19 protein-coding genes are annotated in these 17,036 nt (G+C 36.0%); 4 read left to right on the top strand and 15 right to left on the bottom strand.

The window, feature by feature from the left end; translation table 11 throughout:
* Positions 1-117: 117 nt before the first annotated feature.
* The 12 genes from JOE23_RS13535 to JOE23_RS13480 form a co-directional block, all read right to left on the bottom strand.
* Complete coding sequence (locus JOE23_RS13535; protein WP_204439157.1) at positions 118-1,578, bottom strand: spore germination protein; 1,461 nt, start codon at positions 1,576-1,578, stop codon at positions 118-120.
* Positions 1,579-1,690: 112 nt separating this feature from the next.
* A complete protein-coding gene (gene sigF / locus JOE23_RS13530; RefSeq protein WP_204439154.1) occupies positions 1,691-2,440 on the bottom strand; it encodes an RNA polymerase sporulation sigma factor SigF in 750 nt (249 codons plus the stop codon).
* Positions 2,441-2,442: 2 nt separating this feature from the next.
* Positions 2,443-2,895, bottom strand: a complete 453-nt coding sequence (gene spoIIAB, locus JOE23_RS13525; RefSeq protein ID WP_204439152.1) for an anti-sigma F factor — start codon at positions 2,893-2,895, stop codon at positions 2,443-2,445.
* Entirely contained in the window at positions 2,892-3,242 is a 351-nt protein-coding gene (gene spoIIAA, locus JOE23_RS13520; RefSeq protein ID WP_204439150.1) for an anti-sigma F factor antagonist, read from the bottom strand. The genes spoIIAB and spoIIAA overlap by 4 nt, the downstream gene beginning before the upstream one ends.
* A 159-nt stretch (positions 3,243-3,401) precedes the next feature.
* Complete coding sequence (locus JOE23_RS13515; protein ID WP_204439148.1) at positions 3,402-4,565, bottom strand: D-alanyl-D-alanine carboxypeptidase family protein; 1,164 nt, start codon at positions 4,563-4,565, stop codon at positions 3,402-3,404.
* Between the two features lie 98 nt (positions 4,566-4,663).
* Positions 4,664-5,554 carry a site-specific tyrosine recombinase XerD gene (gene xerD / locus JOE23_RS13510; RefSeq protein WP_204439334.1) on the bottom strand — a complete coding sequence of 297 codons (891 nt, stop codon included), beginning with the start codon at positions 5,552-5,554 and terminating at the stop codon, positions 4,664-4,666.
* Positions 5,554-5,754, bottom strand: a complete 201-nt coding sequence (locus JOE23_RS13505) for a hypothetical protein (RefSeq protein WP_204439147.1) — start codon at positions 5,752-5,754, stop codon at positions 5,554-5,556. The genes xerD and JOE23_RS13505 overlap by 1 nt, the downstream gene beginning before the upstream one ends.
* A 548-nt stretch (positions 5,755-6,302) precedes the next feature.
* On the bottom strand, positions 6,303-6,758 hold the full coding sequence (gene fur / locus JOE23_RS13500) for a ferric iron uptake transcriptional regulator (RefSeq protein ID WP_204439146.1): 456 nt from the start codon (positions 6,756-6,758) through the stop codon (positions 6,303-6,305).
* A 105-nt stretch (positions 6,759-6,863) separates the two neighbouring features.
* Positions 6,864-7,505: a stage II sporulation protein M gene (gene spoIIM / locus JOE23_RS13495; RefSeq protein WP_204439145.1), complete on the bottom strand. Its 642-nt coding sequence runs from the start codon at positions 7,503-7,505 to the stop codon at positions 6,864-6,866.
* Positions 7,506-7,610: 105 nt separating this feature from the next.
* Positions 7,611-8,777: an endonuclease Q family protein gene (locus JOE23_RS13490; RefSeq protein WP_204439144.1), complete on the bottom strand. Its 1,167-nt coding sequence runs from the start codon at positions 8,775-8,777 to the stop codon at positions 7,611-7,613.
* An 8-nt stretch (positions 8,778-8,785) separates the two neighbouring features.
* The gene (locus JOE23_RS13485) at positions 8,786-9,331 is read right to left on the bottom strand and encodes an NUDIX hydrolase (protein ID WP_204439143.1); all 546 of its coding nucleotides are present in this window, start codon (positions 9,329-9,331) and stop codon (positions 8,786-8,788) included.
* Entirely contained in the window at positions 9,318-9,674 is a 357-nt protein-coding gene (locus tag JOE23_RS13480; RefSeq protein WP_204439141.1) for an iron-sulfur cluster biosynthesis family protein, read from the bottom strand. Before JOE23_RS13480 ends, JOE23_RS13485 begins: the two co-directional genes overlap by 14 nt.
* 119 nt (positions 9,675-9,793) lie before the next feature.
* Here JOE23_RS13480 and JOE23_RS13475 point away from each other — a divergent pair, with 119 nt between their 5' ends.
* Genes JOE23_RS13475 through rnz form a run of 3 tightly spaced genes read left to right on the top strand, consistent with a single transcriptional unit; the run spans position 9,794 to position 12,494 of the window.
* Entirely contained in the window at positions 9,794-10,555 is a 762-nt protein-coding gene (locus JOE23_RS13475) for a glycerophosphodiester phosphodiesterase family protein (RefSeq protein ID WP_204439140.1), read from the top strand.
* On the top strand, positions 10,552-11,574 hold the full coding sequence (namA, locus tag JOE23_RS13470; protein WP_204439139.1) for an NADPH dehydrogenase NamA: 1,023 nt from the start codon (positions 10,552-10,554) through the stop codon (positions 11,572-11,574). The genes JOE23_RS13475 and namA overlap by 4 nt, the downstream gene beginning before the upstream one ends.
* Positions 11,571-12,494 (top strand): ribonuclease Z, encoded by a 924-nt coding sequence (rnz, locus tag JOE23_RS13465; protein ID WP_204439138.1) that lies wholly within the window; start codon positions 11,571-11,573, stop codon positions 12,492-12,494. The genes namA and rnz overlap by 4 nt, the downstream gene beginning before the upstream one ends.
* Before the next feature lie 21 nt (positions 12,495-12,515).
* Here rnz and JOE23_RS13460 read toward each other — a convergent pair whose 3' ends face one another.
* Positions 12,516-13,763, bottom strand: a complete 1,248-nt coding sequence (locus tag JOE23_RS13460; RefSeq protein ID WP_204439137.1) for a DNA polymerase IV — start codon at positions 13,761-13,763, stop codon at positions 12,516-12,518.
* Positions 13,764-13,984: 221 nt separating this feature from the next.
* Positions 13,985-15,103, bottom strand: a complete 1,119-nt coding sequence (locus tag JOE23_RS13455) for a M20/M25/M40 family metallo-hydrolase (protein ID WP_204439136.1) — start codon at positions 15,101-15,103, stop codon at positions 13,985-13,987.
* Between the two features lie 152 nt (positions 15,104-15,255).
* On the opposite strand from JOE23_RS13455, the gene JOE23_RS13450 reads away from it, so the two are divergent.
* On the top strand, positions 15,256-15,405 hold the full coding sequence (locus JOE23_RS13450) for a DUF4044 domain-containing protein (RefSeq protein ID WP_204439135.1): 150 nt from the start codon (positions 15,256-15,258) through the stop codon (positions 15,403-15,405).
* A 657-nt stretch (positions 15,406-16,062) separates the two neighbouring features.
* Here the strand turns inward: JOE23_RS13450 and JOE23_RS13445 are convergent.
* Positions 16,063-17,022: an aromatic acid exporter family protein gene (locus tag JOE23_RS13445; RefSeq protein WP_239585429.1), complete on the bottom strand. Its 960-nt coding sequence runs from the start codon at positions 17,020-17,022 to the stop codon at positions 16,063-16,065.
* Positions 17,023-17,036 lie beyond the last annotated feature (14 nt).

The raw sequence follows: 17,036 nt of genomic DNA, 5'->3' as shown, positions 1-17,036 counted from the left end.
AAATTCAAATCATCAAACTTAAGTAAGGGATGCTGATTTAAGATATTATTATGCTTCTATAAGAATAGAATTAATTTATCATAACTACTTGGACTAATCAACTAGTAAGTCAAATGATCAACGTTTCTGTTTAGGGTGAGTTATACTTGGACGTGTTTCAGTAGCAGGTACACTATATCTAATGAGTATCTGAAGTAGCGCCTTCAGATTAAACGGGATAAAAGGCCATAAATAAGGCGTATTTAATGATTTAATTTTAGCCAGCGCTAATATATATAGTGTTGTTCCAGCAACGAAACCAGGTAATCCAAAGATCGCCGTTGTAATAACAATCGCTAATCGAGCTAATTTATTTGCGACACTTAGTTCATAACTTGGTGTTGCATAGGAACCGATCGCTGCTAAGGCAACATACAGTATGACTTCTGGCGAAAAAAGACCAACGTCAATAGCAATTTCTCCAATTAATACGGCGGCAATTAACCCCATCGCAGTTGATAACGGGGCAGGGGTGTGTATAGCTGCCATACGTAAAAATTCAATACCTACATCTGCAAATATAATCTGTAAAAACAAAGGAATATTTCCTTCCTCATTAGGGCCAATAAACTGAAGCATTTCAGGTAATAATTGTTCTTCTATCGATAATAAATACCAGAAAGGCAGTAGAAAAATTGAAATTAATATACCAAAAAATCTTACCCACCTTACAAATGTTCCAACTGCCGGAGATTGTCTATATTCCTCAGCATGTTGCAAATGATGAAAGAACGTAGTCGGTGTAATAATCATACTTGGTGAGGTGTCAACCATAATAAGTATATGTCCCTCAAACAAATGATTTGAAGCCACATCTGGACGTTCAGTATACCTCACCAAAGGAAACGGATTAAGGCCTTGATGAACAATGAATTCTTCTAAGGATTTATCAGCCATTGATAAACCATCTGTTTTCACCATTTCTAATTCTTTTTTAATCAACTTTACCAATTTGGGATCAGCTAAATCTTTGATATACGCCAAACAAATATCTGTTTTAGAACGCTCGCCAACTTTTATAATTTCATGACGCAAACGCGGGTCACGTACCCGTCTTCTCGTTAATGCTGTATTTTCAATAATATTTTCTGTATAACCATCTCTCGAACCTCTTACAACTCTTTCGGTATCCGGCTCTTCTGGACTTCGACCTGGGTAGGTTCTCACGTCAACAATCATAGCTTGATCGTAACCTTCAATGAAAACAGCAATAAGCCCAGACAATACATCAGTAATCGTTTTATCGATTTGATCAGTCTCTTCAAATTGCTGATGAACAAGACGGTTTTTCACAATAGCTGGCAACTGTTCAGCTTCATGTTCATTGTCATTAATAGCAATTAAAACTTTTAATAACTCAACAATAATAAGAGAATCACAAAGACCATTAACATAGTATAAGTGGACTTTCTGTTTTAACAAAATAATTTCTCGAAAGTCCACGTCAAATGACTCACCCACGCCCACACATTCACGCATATAGTCTTCTACTTTTTTGATTTGTCCCAACTTGAAGGGTGCGTCCTTACGTTTAATCATGCTGTACACATCCTTTATCTTTAACTATACTTAGTATAGATAAAATGATTTCAACTATACTTTAAAATCAAATAAAGGTGCGTTAAGTGATGACGCACCTTTAGATTTACCGCTAATGACTGATCTGATCTTTCATGTACATTAAAATTTTCTTTTCGAGTCGAGAGACTTGAACTTGAGAAATACCTAATCGCTCAGCCACTTCAGATTGTGTTTTATCTTGATAATAGCGTAAGTAAACAATGAGTTGTTCTCTTTTACCTAAGTTTTTAAGCATCTCTTCAATTAATAATTTATCAAACCATTTCTCTTCATCTTCCGCCAACTGATCAAGCAAGGTGATTGGATCTCCTTCATTTTCATATACTGTTTCATGAATGGAGTGCGGTTGCTTAACTGCTTCTTCAGCATGGATGACTTCTTCAGGCGTTATTTCAAGTGAACATGCAAGTTCAGAAATAGTCGGCGATCTACCAAATGCTTTAGATAATAATTCTTTTTCTCTTCTTATTTTATGACCAAGTTCCTTAAGCGAGCGACTTACTTTAATTGAGCCATCATCTCTAATAAAACGTTGAATTTCTCCAATTATCATTGGAACAGCATAGGTTGAAAACTTGACTTGGTAGGTTAAATCAAATTTATCGATAGACTTTAATAATCCAATGCAACCGATTTGAAATAGGTCTTCTTGGTCATAGCCTCGATTTAAAAAGCGTTGAACAACCGACCAAACAAGACGAATATTGCGTTCAACAAGAATATCCTTTGCCGCTTGATCACCTGCTTGGCTCTTTTTTATATAATACTTGACCTCTTCATTAGTCAAAGGTTTTTGCTTTTTCACTTGATTCATGGACATCTTCATTCGCTCCCGTTACGGCAATAGGAATGTGTCATTTGAAATGTTTTTTCAAGTGTCACCTTAGTCCCTTGACTAGGAGCAGATTCGACAGTCACTTTATCCATGAAATTTTCCATAATGGTAAATCCCATTCCGGATCGCTCTAATTCTGGTTTCGACGTATAAAGAGGTTGTACCGCTTTTTCAACATTTTCAATCCCTACTCCCAGGTCTTCTATGACAATTTTTACATTTTGCTCATTTATTTCACAACTCAAATACACATCAAACGCATCTGATTGGTCATAGCCGTGTATGATGGCATTCGTAACAGCTTCAGAAACAACGGTTTTTATCTCTGTTAGTTCATCTAATGTCGGATCAAGCGGAGCAAGGAAAGAAGCAATCACAACACGAGCAAAGGCCTCGTTTTCACTTTTACTTTTAAATGAAACTTGCATGGTGTTATTCATGAAGCCACCCCCAAATATACAAAGGCTTCTTTTTCACTTTGTTCTAAACGCATAATTTTAAACAATCCAGACAAATCAAATAGCCGTTTAACTGAAGGTGAAATTGCGCAAATCACCATTTCACCATTTCGTTGCTTAATTTCTTTGTAACGTCCTAAAATAACTCCTAATCCAGAACTATCCATGAAGTTTAACTCTTCTAAGTTCAATATCATGTGCTTGATTCGCTTACTTGTTATTTCTAATTGCCAGGCATCCTTTAACGTATTAGCTTCATGGTGATCAAGTTCTCCAATTAAACGCACTAATAGAACATCATCTTTTACCACAAATTCTTTTTTCAGCATAGTCGATTTCCTCCCTTATTACTTTGAAATACTATGAAAAGAAAATTCCTTTATTCTTTTCAAAATATAATTTCATTTGCCTTTTTGTTTTCGCTATATGAAATGCAAATACCTCTATGTCGACAAAACTAGTAAAAACTTGTGTTTTTTTTCATCATATTATGATTGTCCTAATTCTAAAATATGCTTTGCTGAATCTTTCATCAATTGCCAAAAACTTGCTCGATCAACTGCTTCCTTACTAATTAATGCAATTTCATCAACAAGTTCTTCATCCCAATACAACATAAGAGATCCGAGCATTTCACCTGCTTTTAATGGAGCCATGACGTTCTCATTAATCTTCACTTTGACCTCTAGTTGATCAAGGTTCCCGCCTTTCTTAGTTACGATAGAAACCGCATCATCAGTCACGAGAGCAATTCTAGATTTTTTTCCTTTTAGAACATCTAATTCTTGAACAGCCTCATGTCTACCGTAAACTTTATGATGTTCAAACTGTGAAAAACCATAATCGAGCAGTCGGGTGATGTTAGCATTACGCTCTTTAGGGGTTTCTGCTCCCATTACTACTGCGATTAAACGCATATCATTTTTCTCCGCTGTTGCTGTAAGGCAATACTTTGCTTCTTGTGTAAACCCTGTTTTGAGTCCATCAACGCCTGGATAAAATTTAATCAAACGATTTGTATTAACCAACCAAAACTCGTCCTCTGTACCTTTTCTTAAATAATCTTCATAAATCGAAGTATAATCCGTAATAAAGTCATATTTCAGCAGTTCTCTTGCTATCATAGCCATATCGTGAGCTGATGAATAATGTTCTTTGGCTGGCAATCCTGTTGTGTTATTGAAATGTGTATGCTTTAAATCTAGTTGCCCAACTTTTTCATTCATAGCTTTTACAAATGCTGATTCGCTACCATATAAATGTTCAGCTAAAGCTACACTAGCATCGTTGGCTGATCCAACAGCAATTGCCTTTAATAGATCGTCAACTGACATTTCTTCATTTTCTTCTAAGAAAACTTGTGATCCCCCCATTGACGCTGCATACTCACTAATGCGAACCATTTCTGCTAAGTCTAGTTTATCTTGATCGATCGCTTCAGCGATTAATAATAAAGTCATCATTTTCGTCATACTTGCTGGTGGAAGCGATTCGTTACTGTTATCTTGATAGAGAATTTCTCCTGTATTACGTTCAATAAGAACAACACTTTTGGCATTTAAATCTAATACCTGATCATTTTCTTGAGCAGATAGATTTAATGGACAAATCAACAACATGATAGATCCAAGAATCGCGGCTATTTTTTTCATTGTCTAAACCTCCTATTGTTAGTACTTTCATTTTTGCCATCCTCATCAGTTTTTATAACAAAAAAAGACATAAAGAATTTAATTCTTTATGTCTTATGTTAAGCACGAGGATGGTGCTTACTATAAATATCTTTTAATCTTTTTTTCGAGACATGGGTATAGATTTGTGTCGTTGAAATATCGGCATGACCCAACATCTCTTGTACAGCTCGTAAATCAGCTCCATTTTCTAGTAAATGAGTTGCAAATGAGTGTCGTAACATGTGAGGCGACAAATTTTTTTCAATTTGTTTATCTTTTGCTACTGCCTTTAAGATTTTCCAGAATCCCTGTCTTGATAGGGCTCGACCATGATGGTTAACAAATATTTGATCAATAGCTTTGCCTTTAATTAAGTAAGGGCGTCCGTCTTCAAGGTAATGTTCAATCGATTCCTTAGCCAAATCACCGAGTGGAACAATTCTTTCTTTCCCACCTTTTCCAAAACAACGGACAAAGCCCATCATTAAATGAAGATCACTAACAGTTAATTGGATCAATTCGGAAACACGTAAACCAGTAGCATATAAAGTCTCAATCATTGCTTTATTTCTTATTGAAAGTGGATCATTTGTTTCGATCTTTAATAATTGCTCGACGTCTTCTGAAGAAAGTACTTTGGGAAGTGAGCGTTTTTTTGAAGGTGTCTCAATATGTATACTTGGATCAGTCGTAAGTACATGCTCTCGCAACAAAAATTGATGGAATAAACGAATTGAAGATAATGTTCTAGCAATGGTAGCATCTGAAGCACCATTATCCTTTAGGTCATAGAGAAAATTCGTTATTGACGTACGCTCGATGCCATCCCACTGGTCAATTAATTCTTTATTGTTCAAAAATTTAATATATTTTTTTAAATCGCGCCGGTAAGCTTCTAAAGTATTAACAGATAGCCCACGTTCGATTTGAATATAATGGATAAAGTCTTCTAATTCTAGTTGCATAATCAATCTCCTAAATGATCGAGTGTAAAATAAGTTTTAAATAAACTAACCTCTTCTGCGGCTCGCTCTGGTGTTAATTCTCTAATCCGTTGTTGATATTCATTTCTCATCACCACTACACCATATGAGAAAATAAAAATTGCAGTCATAAAAATAATAATTAATTTGGTTACATCAATCATGATTACCTTTAGTTTACCCATCTGCTTGTCTCCTTTCAACTATTATTCTTGTCATTACCACTTTTGACAAAAAGATTTCCTTTTATACCTATATCGCTAACAACAAATAGAAGCACACACCCGTTTATCATAGATAACCGTCCATAACGTAGAGCAAATCGATTGAGATGGGTGCTAACAGACGCTAATGACCTGATTCACTCAACGAACCTGCAATCAGTGGGAATAGAAAGAAAACAAGGTTCGTTTTATGAACAGAAGAAATGGTGAGACGACAGAGCGTATAACTTGATAGTCTTGCTCTATACCTATTTCTTAACGCTCGCATTTGATAGGATCATAAGTGCTTATCAACTGCCCTCCGTTCAAATCCACAACACGGTGAAAAAATAAAGCGATGTCATGCCCCATGCCGACCGGAAGTAAAGATTCAGTTAACTTGAAATCCATCTTATATGGCATTAAAAAAATAGCACCAATGAGTTTTACCCACCAGTGCTACTTGTTGTGTAAGCAAATAGATGAGCTAACTGTACTCATCCCTAATCATCCCTAACACATAAAATCATTTAAAGAGAAAAGGAGTCCTTTTCTTGACAATTTTTGCATATCCCATGAAAAGTAAGGCGATGATCCTTTACTTTGAATCCCCAATCACGTTCGACGATTTCTTCTACATCCTCTAATAAATCTTCTATAATTTCTTCGACGGTTCCACATTCCATACACACAAGATGATGATGAAAATGCGTTGCCCCTTCTTTTCTTAAATCATAACGCGACACACCATCACCAAAATTTATTTTATCAACAATTTTCAACTCAGATAATAATTCGAGTGTTCTGTAAACGGTTGCTAAACCAATTTCAGGTGCTTTTTCCTTAACTAGCAAATAAACATCTTCAGCACTAAGATGATCTTCTTCACGCTCTAATAAAACTCGAACGGTAGCTTCGCGTTGCGGAGTCAGCTTATAACTTTGTGAATGTAAATGCTTTTTTATACGTTCAATTCGATGTTCCATAACGGAAACCTCCCTCACTTTCTCAATTATAATCAGAGAGTGAAAAAGTGTCAATTAAAATTATTATAATTAAAAAATAATCTTTAATTATATAATTAATAATAATTATAATGTAATAGTATTCGTTACCTGTTCAATCAAATAAGTCGTAATATAAGATTCGATTAAAGCAGCGATAGCACAGAGAAAACAAAATCCTACAAATATAAGGCAATATTGAACAAAGGGTTGAAAAGTGAAACGAGATAATCGCTTAGCTAATAAACGCTTTAATAATTGTGATGAAAAAATCATCGCGATTGCACCAGCCAATAAATAGACAGGAATAACAATTAGATTTTGTGGTAAAACAGCAGCAGCACTTAGCAATAAACCTCTTATTCCATATTGATTAACAAAAAAACCAACAGAGAAACCTATAAAAGTTCCCTTAACAAAGATCATGATCCAAATCGCGGGTAAGCCAATAATCGACAAACCCAACAAAAAGAAAATCAATAAATATTGAACATGTGTAAACAAGGCTGTTTTAAAAAGTTCATGACTTGAAGCAAGTACATGATTATCTATTTGACTAATATATTGATTGAAGTAGAAAAGCAAATCTTGCTTCTGAGAAAAATGCATGGTAATGACGATAATCGCTCCAAATATTAATCCCATTAAAAATAAAATACAAATAAAAAAATAGCTTAAATGGTGATTTTGCAAATGCTTGAAAAATTCTCTGTTATACGTTGTCCGCACGCTTTTCGCCTCCATTATAGTAAAATAAGATAAAATATTAACTTTCTTATTTTAAATCTATAAAGAAACTTATGACGAAATAAGCGAAAATAGAACAATGTTATATTATTCTATTAATGAACCGTATTTTCCGCCTCCACCCATTTGAATATTAGCTTCACCTGCTCGAATCATCATCAATTGTCTTGTAATACGTGGGCCTACTAGTTTTTCCAAGTCATCCTCTTTTATATAATGAAGGATATACATTTCTGTTCCGAAGTGATTTAAAAGCTTTTCATAGGTCTTTTTACCAAGCCCATTTATATAATCAAGCGGCACATGATAATAGTAAGGTGGACGTTGCATTGCTACTGTTGTAGGATCAGCTATTTCTTCAATTCGTTCAGAAACCCCTTTAATTTTTTTAGCTTGACCACAATGACAACATCGATCGTTATCAAAGTTTTGGCTCAAGCAATTTCTACAGACTGACTGATAGTATTTACCCAACCTTGGATGCATACCATAGTTTGCATATACACTTCTTCCTTGTTTTTCTTCGAGCGCTAATTTTAATTCAGTAAAATCATTACTTTCTAATCTAAAGGTTTGATATTCTCTAGCGATTTTTTTTAATGAGTGGGCATCTGAATTCGTTAGGTATGTGAATCGATGTAATTCATTTATTCGATCAGCCATCGATGTATCCGCACTCAATCCCAATTCAATTGCATCTATAAAGTCAGGATCAAATACTTCTGTCAACGTTTTATTCACACCTTTTCCGTATAAACTCTTAAATGGTGTGAAAACATGTGCAGGAACAAATAAACCATTATGTGCTTTGACACCCTTTTGGAATGTTTGAGCAGATAAGTAAACGCGCTGTGAACTAAGTGTTATGTTAGTTACAAAAGGCGATAGCCATTCTGTAAACTGTTCAATATCCGCTAGGGTTGGAAAATAACAGAGCACATGAATAGGACCGTTGCAATTGATGTCATAAATCTCCATTTCGGTACCTAGTATCAACGTTAGGTCACCGAAATGAATACCGCCTCCTTCTTTCTCAAAAGCTCGTTTATTTTTAATCAATTGTTTAAGTTCATCTTGAATCGAAGGGACGTGACAGTCAATTATCCCTATCATATCTAGTCCTTTTCTCTCCCTAGCTTCTTTAATAATGCGGGGCAAAGTAAGGTTTTTAGATCCAGTAATCTTAATAGGTTTATTAAATTGATCACGTCCAATATGTATATGCAAATCAGCAAAATAGTGATTTAAAGTCATCGTACCACCTACTGTAAATGGCGCAGCTGTAAATATTGGATGGCAAATACGGTTTTCACATCATGAATACGTCCTGACTCTTGCAATGCTTTCAATTCACTTAAATTATATTCGTGTACTTCTACGAATTCATCTTCGTCAAGTTCTCGCTTTTCTTCCATAACCTCTAATTGATCAGTATAATAGATATGTAATAACTCATCAGCAAAGCCAGGTGAAGTATAGAAAGACGTTACATATTCGAGATCCGCCGATGTAAAACCGGTTTCTTCTTCTAGTTCTCTTCGTGCAGTAACTGCATGATTTTCTTCAGGTTCAAGCTTACCTGCTGGAATTTCTAATATGCTTTTCTCTAGTGGTTTTCGATATTGTTCAACCATGACTAATTTTTTTTCTTTAGTTACAGCAATAATAGCTACTGCACCAGGATGTCTAACTAGCTCCCGCTTGCTTTTCTGACCATTTGGCAATACAACATCATCAACCGTCACATTAATAATTTTACCTTTAAAAATCTCTTCCGTTTTAATTGTTTTTTCTTCAAATTTTTTCATTAGCTTTTACCACCTTTTCGTTTTCATTTAACAAATGTTGATTTGGAATCATTGGATTTAAAAGCCCTGATGGACTGGTCAGTTTAAATCCGTATGCTAAATCTTTTAATTCAACTACATCTTCAAAAAACATCTGATCAAAATCACTGATATATACGCAAAAGTTAGCTTGTTCAACTATGTGATAGCTTTTCTCTACCTTAGCAGTAAACCTTAATGTTGGTGTACCTGTAACCGTACATTGACAGCCGGAAGAATCAAAGTACAACAGTAAATAAGGCTTAGCTTCTGTTTGATAAGATTTTAACCTTGCTGTCGCCTGGCTATCGATGATTAATTTCATTTGTTTTAATCCTTTCCTCTACATTATAATTCTTATTGAACACAGATGCGTATGAATCAGCATATATATATATACTTTATATTATGCTACGATTTTCATAAGACCGCAAATTTAAGGATGTGATTACCATTTCATCACTGATTATTGCTCATAGAGGAGCAAGTTTTTACAGACCCGAAAATAGCTTTTCCGCTTTTAAGTTTGCCAATCAACTGGGGGCAGATGGAATTGAAACTGATGTCCATCTTACTAAAGATAACATTCCTGTACTGATTCATGATGAGACAATCGATCGTGTAACCATTAATAGTGGGTATGTTCATCAATATACTTATAAAGACCTAAAAGAACTGGATATAGGTTCATGGTTTGACCCACAGTATCATGATGAAAGAATTCTAAGTTTAAGTGAATTATTAGAATGGCTGTCTACAACTAACTTATTATTGAATATAGAATTAAAAACCAATAAAATAGCGTATGAGGGCATTGAAAAAATTGTATCTAAACAAATTGATCAATTCAACCTAAGAGATCGTGTTATCTTTTCAAGCTTTAACAAAGCATCCCTTGAAAAATTAAAAGTCATGAATAAAAATAATAAAGTGTCCTTGTTAACTTCGCACTTAAATAGACCGATCATGAAAGAGCTAATGGCTCTTAAAGCAAATGGTTTACATTTAAAATATCGTCATTTAAATCGTCGTATTATTCAAACCCTACATGATAATCAGTTGTATATTGCGCCTTATACGGTCAACCATCCTAATCATTTAAGAAGGTGTTTTCAATTAAATTGTGATATGATCATAACAGATAGACCTGATTTGGCAATTAAAAAAAGAGCATTATATTTACAAAGTTTGGAGGCATATAAATGACTGTGAAATTATTTGATCCGATTTCTTTTCGTGATGTAACTTTAAAAAATCGGATTGTGATGGCGCCTATGTGTATGTACGCAGTTGAACAGCAAGATGGTATGGTCACCCCGTTCCACACGACACATTATGAAACGAGAGCGGTCGGACAAACAGGTTTGATCATTGTTGAAGCTACAGCTGTGCAACCGGAAGGTCGGATTTCACTCAATGACTTAGGCATTTGGAGCGATGAGCACATCAGCGGACTCAACTATTTAAATAAACGCATTCATGCACATCAAGCTAAAAGTTGCATTCAATTGGGGCATGCTGGTCGCAAAGCAAGCACGAACATGGCTGCGATGGCTCCTAGTGTTGGTGCGATAGATCATCACGATGATCACACCGTTGCCATGACCGCTAAGGATATCGAGCAAACGATAGATGCCTTTCGTTTAGGTGCACTACGAGCTAAGCAAGCAGGTTTTGATGTAATTGAAATCCATGCAGCGCATGGCTATTTAATAAATCAATTCCTCTCCCCTCTTACCAATCAACGTAACGATAAGTACGGGGGCAACAGAGATAATCGCTATCGTTTATTAGAGGAGGTTATTGAGGCTATACAGTTAGTGTGGAACGGACCATTATTTGTCCGTATTTCGGCAGATGAATATCATAAAAATGGTAATCAACGAGATGATATGATTTATTTTAGCCAAAAGATGAAAAAACAAGGGATTGATTTAGTGGATGTGAGTACAGGTGGTGTGATACAGACAGACATAGATGTTTATCCAGGTTATCAAATTCCACAGGCAGAGGTAATAAAGCAACGTGTGAATATCCCAACAGCTGCAGTAGGGCTCATCACTGAAGCTGAACAGGCTGAAGAAATCCTTAAAAATAAACGGGCTGATTTAGTTTGCCTAGCACGTGTATTGTTAAGAGAGCCTTATTGGCCGCATCAAGCAGCAGTTAAACTCGGTTATAATCTTGAAGCGCCTCTATCCTACAAAAGAGGTTGGCTGACGTGAAATTAACATTCTTAGGGACTGGTGCTGGCTTACCTTCGCGTCAGCGTAATGTAAGTGCAATCGCCTTAGATTTGATGCAAGAGCAAGGTGCAATTTGGTTGTTTGATTGCGGTGAAGCTACTCAGCATCAAATTCTTCGTACAAGTATTAAACCGAGAAAAATCGAAAAAATCTTTATTACCCATTTACATGGTGACCATATTTATGGACTCCCTGGCTTATTAAGTAGTCGCTCATTTCAAGAAGGGAAAACGCCCGTTTCCATTTATGGCCCTAAAGGAATAAAGCAATTTATAAGTATAAGTTTGGAAATTAGCTGCACCAAATTGAAGTATCCATTACATGTGATTGAAGTTACAGATAATTTTTATTTAGATACAGGTCAGTTTATTATTGACGCCATTGCATTAGAGCATGGCATTAATGGCTTTGGTTATCGGATTATGGAAAAAAATCAACGTGGCGCTCTGCAAGTGGACAAACTTAAAGATTACGGTATAGAACCAGGCCCGATTTATCAGCAAATCAAGGCCAATCCGAGCACCATTCTTCCAGATGGCAGAGAAATCAAACGAGAAGATGTAATTGGTCCTGATAAGCAAGGACGAAAAATAGTGATCATGGGAGACACTAGAAATGCAATGCAATTTTTAGATTTTGTTGCGGAAAGCGATTTACTGGTTCATGAGGCAACCTTTCAGTCAACAGATGATCAGCTAGCCTACCAATATTATCATAGTACGAATACAGAGGTGGCTAAATTAGCTGATGCTGTTGATGTGAAAAAATTAGTTCTTACCCATATTTCTGCCCGATATCAAGGTGAAGAACTCAAAGATTTTAAAAAAGAGGCCCAAGTTTACTTCGAGAATACGATTATTGCAGAGGATTTTATGGAAATAGAAATAAGCCAAAGTTAGTGATCATTAGCTAGCTTTGGCTTATTTTCTAAAATCATCTAAAAAATCTTTTTGAAAACTTGTTCTTGGTTGGTCCTTATCAACACTTGGTGTAAAGGATTGAAATGGGTTTTTCCCGTATTTTGTCGTTAGTTGCTCAACAACTTCATGTAAAGCTTCGTTACCGACCTGTTCTTGGTAGCGAAACAAATCCAGTTGTTCAGCAACTTGTGATTTTTCAATTAAACCTTGAACGGTCACACCTAATAAACGAATCGGCTCACCATTCCAATGTAATTCAAATAAATCAGTAGCAACAGAAAATATGTCTGTCTCGCTAGATAGATAAGAAGATTTCGTTATACTTCGAGTTATCGTCTTACGATTATAATAACGAATCATGATTTGCACCGTTTGACCGACAACTTCTTTTCGTGCTAATCGTGTCGCCACTTTCCTTGATAATTTTCTTAGTAACATCGTTATTGTTGATTCGTCAATGGTATCTTCTCTCAGGGTTTCTGAATTTCCAATGCTTTTAAAATCATAAATTGCATTAGGATCGACCGGGCTCATGTCTTCACCTTTAGCACGCTGCTGTAGTCGTTCACCATTTATTCCTAAAATACGCTTGAGCTCAAACGTATTAGCATCAATTAAATCACCAATTTTATTAATGCCAACATTTTTTAATTTATCAGCTGTTTTCTTTCCAACCCCATACATTTCTTCAATAGCTAAAGGCCATAGTTTTGTTTTTAAGTCTCGCTTCCTTAAAACAGTCAATCCCATAGGTTTCTTCATATCAGAAGCCATTTTCGCTAAAAATTTATTTGGTGCAATTCCAATACTGCAAGGTAAATCTAACTCATTATTAATTCGTAACTGCAAGTCTTTAGCAATATCTAATGGTGAACCTAAATCATGACAATGACTAATATCCATATACCCCTCATCAATTGAAACAGGTTGAACATATGGCGTGATTTCTGCCATCATCTTAAACATTTCACTTGATGCTTTCCGATAACGATCAAAATTGGGGCGCATCACCAATAATTCTGGACATAATCGTTTCGCTTGCCAAAGTGGCATTGTTGTTTTAACCCCTTTAGCACGTGCTTCATAACTACTTGTTACAATAATTCCACGACGTTCTTCAGGGTTTCCAGCTATAGCCAGTGGTTTTCCTTTTAATTCAGGATTGTAGGCCATTTCAACTGAGGCATAAAAACTATTCATATCAACGTGAAGAATGACTCGCCCGTTTTTAGGATACCACTTCGACATAAAATCGCTTCCTTTACTTGAGAACGTTTGTTCTTTTTGGTTATTATACCATATTAAACGCATTTATAAAACGGACCTTGTTCGTTTCCCACTGGTTGCGGGTTCGTTGAGTGAATCAGGACAATCACCCACCTCAATCGATTTGCTCTACGCTCTATTTTTTTGGGGTTTTACGGTCGGTTATCTGTTGATAAAAAAGATTGATCCAATACCATTAATCGTTATAGCTGATTGACTTGATCAATAATAGCAAGAACAAGTTCAGTAAGTTTGCAAAGTTCATTAATAGACATGCGTTCAGCTGTCGTATGTATATTCTCATATCCAACAGCTAAATTAACCGTTGGAATGCCATAACTGGATATGACATTTGCATCACTCCCGCCACCACTTTGTGTTAAAGTTGCTGATCTATTAATCGCCTTGGCTGCCTGCTGGGCAACTTTTACGACGGGATCCTCAGGATATTGCTTATAACCCGGATACATAACTTTTGAAAAGAGCTCTACTTCCCCACCTAGCTTTGCTGCCGCTTCTTGAAATCCGTGCTTCATTCTTTCTACTTGTTGATTTACTTTATCTTCATCTAATGAACGGGCTTCAGCAAATACTTCGACATAATCACAAACAATATTTGTTTTCTGGCCACCTTCAAAGCGGCCAATATTAGCTGTGGTCTCCTCATCGATTCTTCCTAAAGGCATGTTAGCAATTGCTTTTGAAGCAATCGTAATAGCGGAGATCCCCTTTTCGGGAGCGACACCGGCGTGCGCAGCTTTCCCTTTTACTTTAGCTAATAACTTAATTTGTGTAGGTGCAGCAACAACAATTTCTCCAACTTTTCCATCACTATCTAAAGCATAGCCGAATTCAGCATTTAATAATGAGGAATCCAGGGCTCTTGCCCCAACTAATCCAGATTCTTCGCCTACTGTAATGACAAGTTGAATAGGTCCGTGGTTTGTTTGTTGTTCTTTTACACAGCGTATGGCTTCAATCATTGAAGCCATACCCGCTTTATCATCTGCCCCCAATATAGTCGTTCCATCTGATGTGATCCAATCCCCTTTGATTTCTGGCTCAACTCCCTTAGCGGGTACAACTGTATCCATATGTGAAGTGAAGTAAATCGGTTTAATCGACGTGTCCCCTGGTAGGGTACAGATTAAGTTACCCGCACCATGGCCTGTTTCTGATTGAGATTGATCTTCAATGACCGTTAAACCTAATTCAATAAATAATGTTTTTAATACGGTTGCTATTTCCCTCTCTTCACCTGTTTCTGAATCAATTTGAATAAGTTCGATAAATGTATTAACTAGACGCTCTTTATTTATCACTTTCTATGCCTTCTTCCATAATTATAGTTTCTTTAACGTTAGCGTACTATTTTTTGATTGTCAATTAATTAAAAACAGACGAAACGCTTGTCAGCTTAACTAAATAAAGATAAAATAGGGATGAGATTTCCCTTGTTAAAGGAGGTATTAGCATGGCTAAAACAAAAAAACAAAAGCAAGATCAAAATCAGAAATCACGTAAACCTTCAAAGCGTGAACGTCGCAACAAGATGATTGTTTACCTTATGATTATAGCAATGATCGGCTCTATTTTCACAACAGGATTAGCGATTATTTTATAAAACGAACCTTCAATCAGCGGGCGGAGGCCTACAGGATGTAGGTCATGCAGACGTGGGCCTACAGGATGTAGGTTATGCAGACGTTGCCACAGGACGTGGCGGCCTTAGTCTGTAATCCTTCTTAAGGACGTGGGCGGTTTCAGTCTACGATCTTACCCACCCACTGATGGTTTAGTTAGTTGAGTGAATCCGAACATTAGCGCCCGTTATCTGTGATAAAGTTTAAACTAAAATGGTCTCCCGTAAACGATTAATTAATCGATTTGGGAGACCATTTTTAATTGTTCTATCAAACATAAGAAAATTGAGGTTGGGTCAAAAGTAAAAGACATAAGATCAATTACGAATGATCCGTTTGTTTAGTGAATGGATGATTCGTCTTTATTATATTAAAACGAATGATACCAAATAGCAGAGGAAATATGCGACACTCTAGCGGGAACAGCACGAGCTGAAGATCCATTCAGTAAAGCGCTTTTGGCTTTACTGAATTAGCTGAAGCCGTGCCCGCAGAAAGGGAGTATATTTCCTCTGCGGGTATGTGATTAACCTACACATTCTAACATCATTCGTATTTGGAGAGCATATTTTTGTTATGTTCCAACCTCTTTTAATTAAAGCAGGATAAGATATTTTGCTCGTGCCTGGACACTTCACTCATTTTAAATCCGTTAATGCTCGATTCTTAATCAGCAAATAATGTTCAACCTCGAATAATAATTGAAACAGATTAGCTCTCACTTCAAATTCTTTCCTTGTTTGCGGCAATTGGTCTTGTTCAAAATAGTTGCGCATTTTCTTAATTTGCTGTAGGTGGTAATTTACAGCATTGTCTGGATAGATCGCATCAGCCAAATCTTCAAATAAATCCGCTATTTTATGTGATTGTTCTACCGTAACATCTAATGGTTTAATAATTGACAACATGCGTTCGAGCGAATCCAGTTGTACCTCTCTCATCGAGAAATAACGCTGTTGTCGATAAGCGTTTTGGCTAAATGTATTCTCTATATCGCGCTGAACTAATTCATTAGCTGCGATGAGATGTTTTTTTGTATTTGCAATAAGGTCATCTGTTAACGCCTGTTTTTCTCCCTTTAAATAAGCAGAGATATCACGAAATAACAGCTGATAATTTGCTTCTACTTCCCTTTTAACTTTCATTAGTTTTACGTCTAAGCTAGGCATGTATAAGTTTAAAATTAACGCTGAACCAATTCCAATAAGCATGATCGCTACTTCATTGATAATCAGCGGCCAAGTAACAGCCCGATCACCGTAAAAATGAAATAAGATAACAAGACTCGTCACAATACCTGGAGCTATATGTAATGCATTGGTTACTGGAATAAATAATAAGAGCAATAAACCAATAGTAATTGGATGATAGCCGATAAATTCAAAAATAAGATAAGCAAATACAATAGATAATAAACCAGCTGCAATTCGATGCCATGCTGTTAAAAAAGATTGTTTCCGTGTAGGCTGAATACATAATACAGCAATAATACCAGCTGAGCCATAATGATCAAGTTGTAACCATTCAGCAATTAAAACTGCCATAGGAGCTGCAATAGCTGTTTTTAATGTACGATAACCAATTTTCAATACTTTCATTCCTTTCCTAATTA

Origin of the sequence: Amphibacillus cookii (assembly GCF_016908375.1) — a bacterium.
Lineage (GTDB): Bacteria > Bacillota > Bacilli > Bacillales > Amphibacillaceae > Amphibacillus_C > Amphibacillus_C cookii.
The sequence above is the reverse complement of the archived record's forward strand: the minus strand, read 5'-3'. Positions and strand labels throughout refer to the sequence as shown.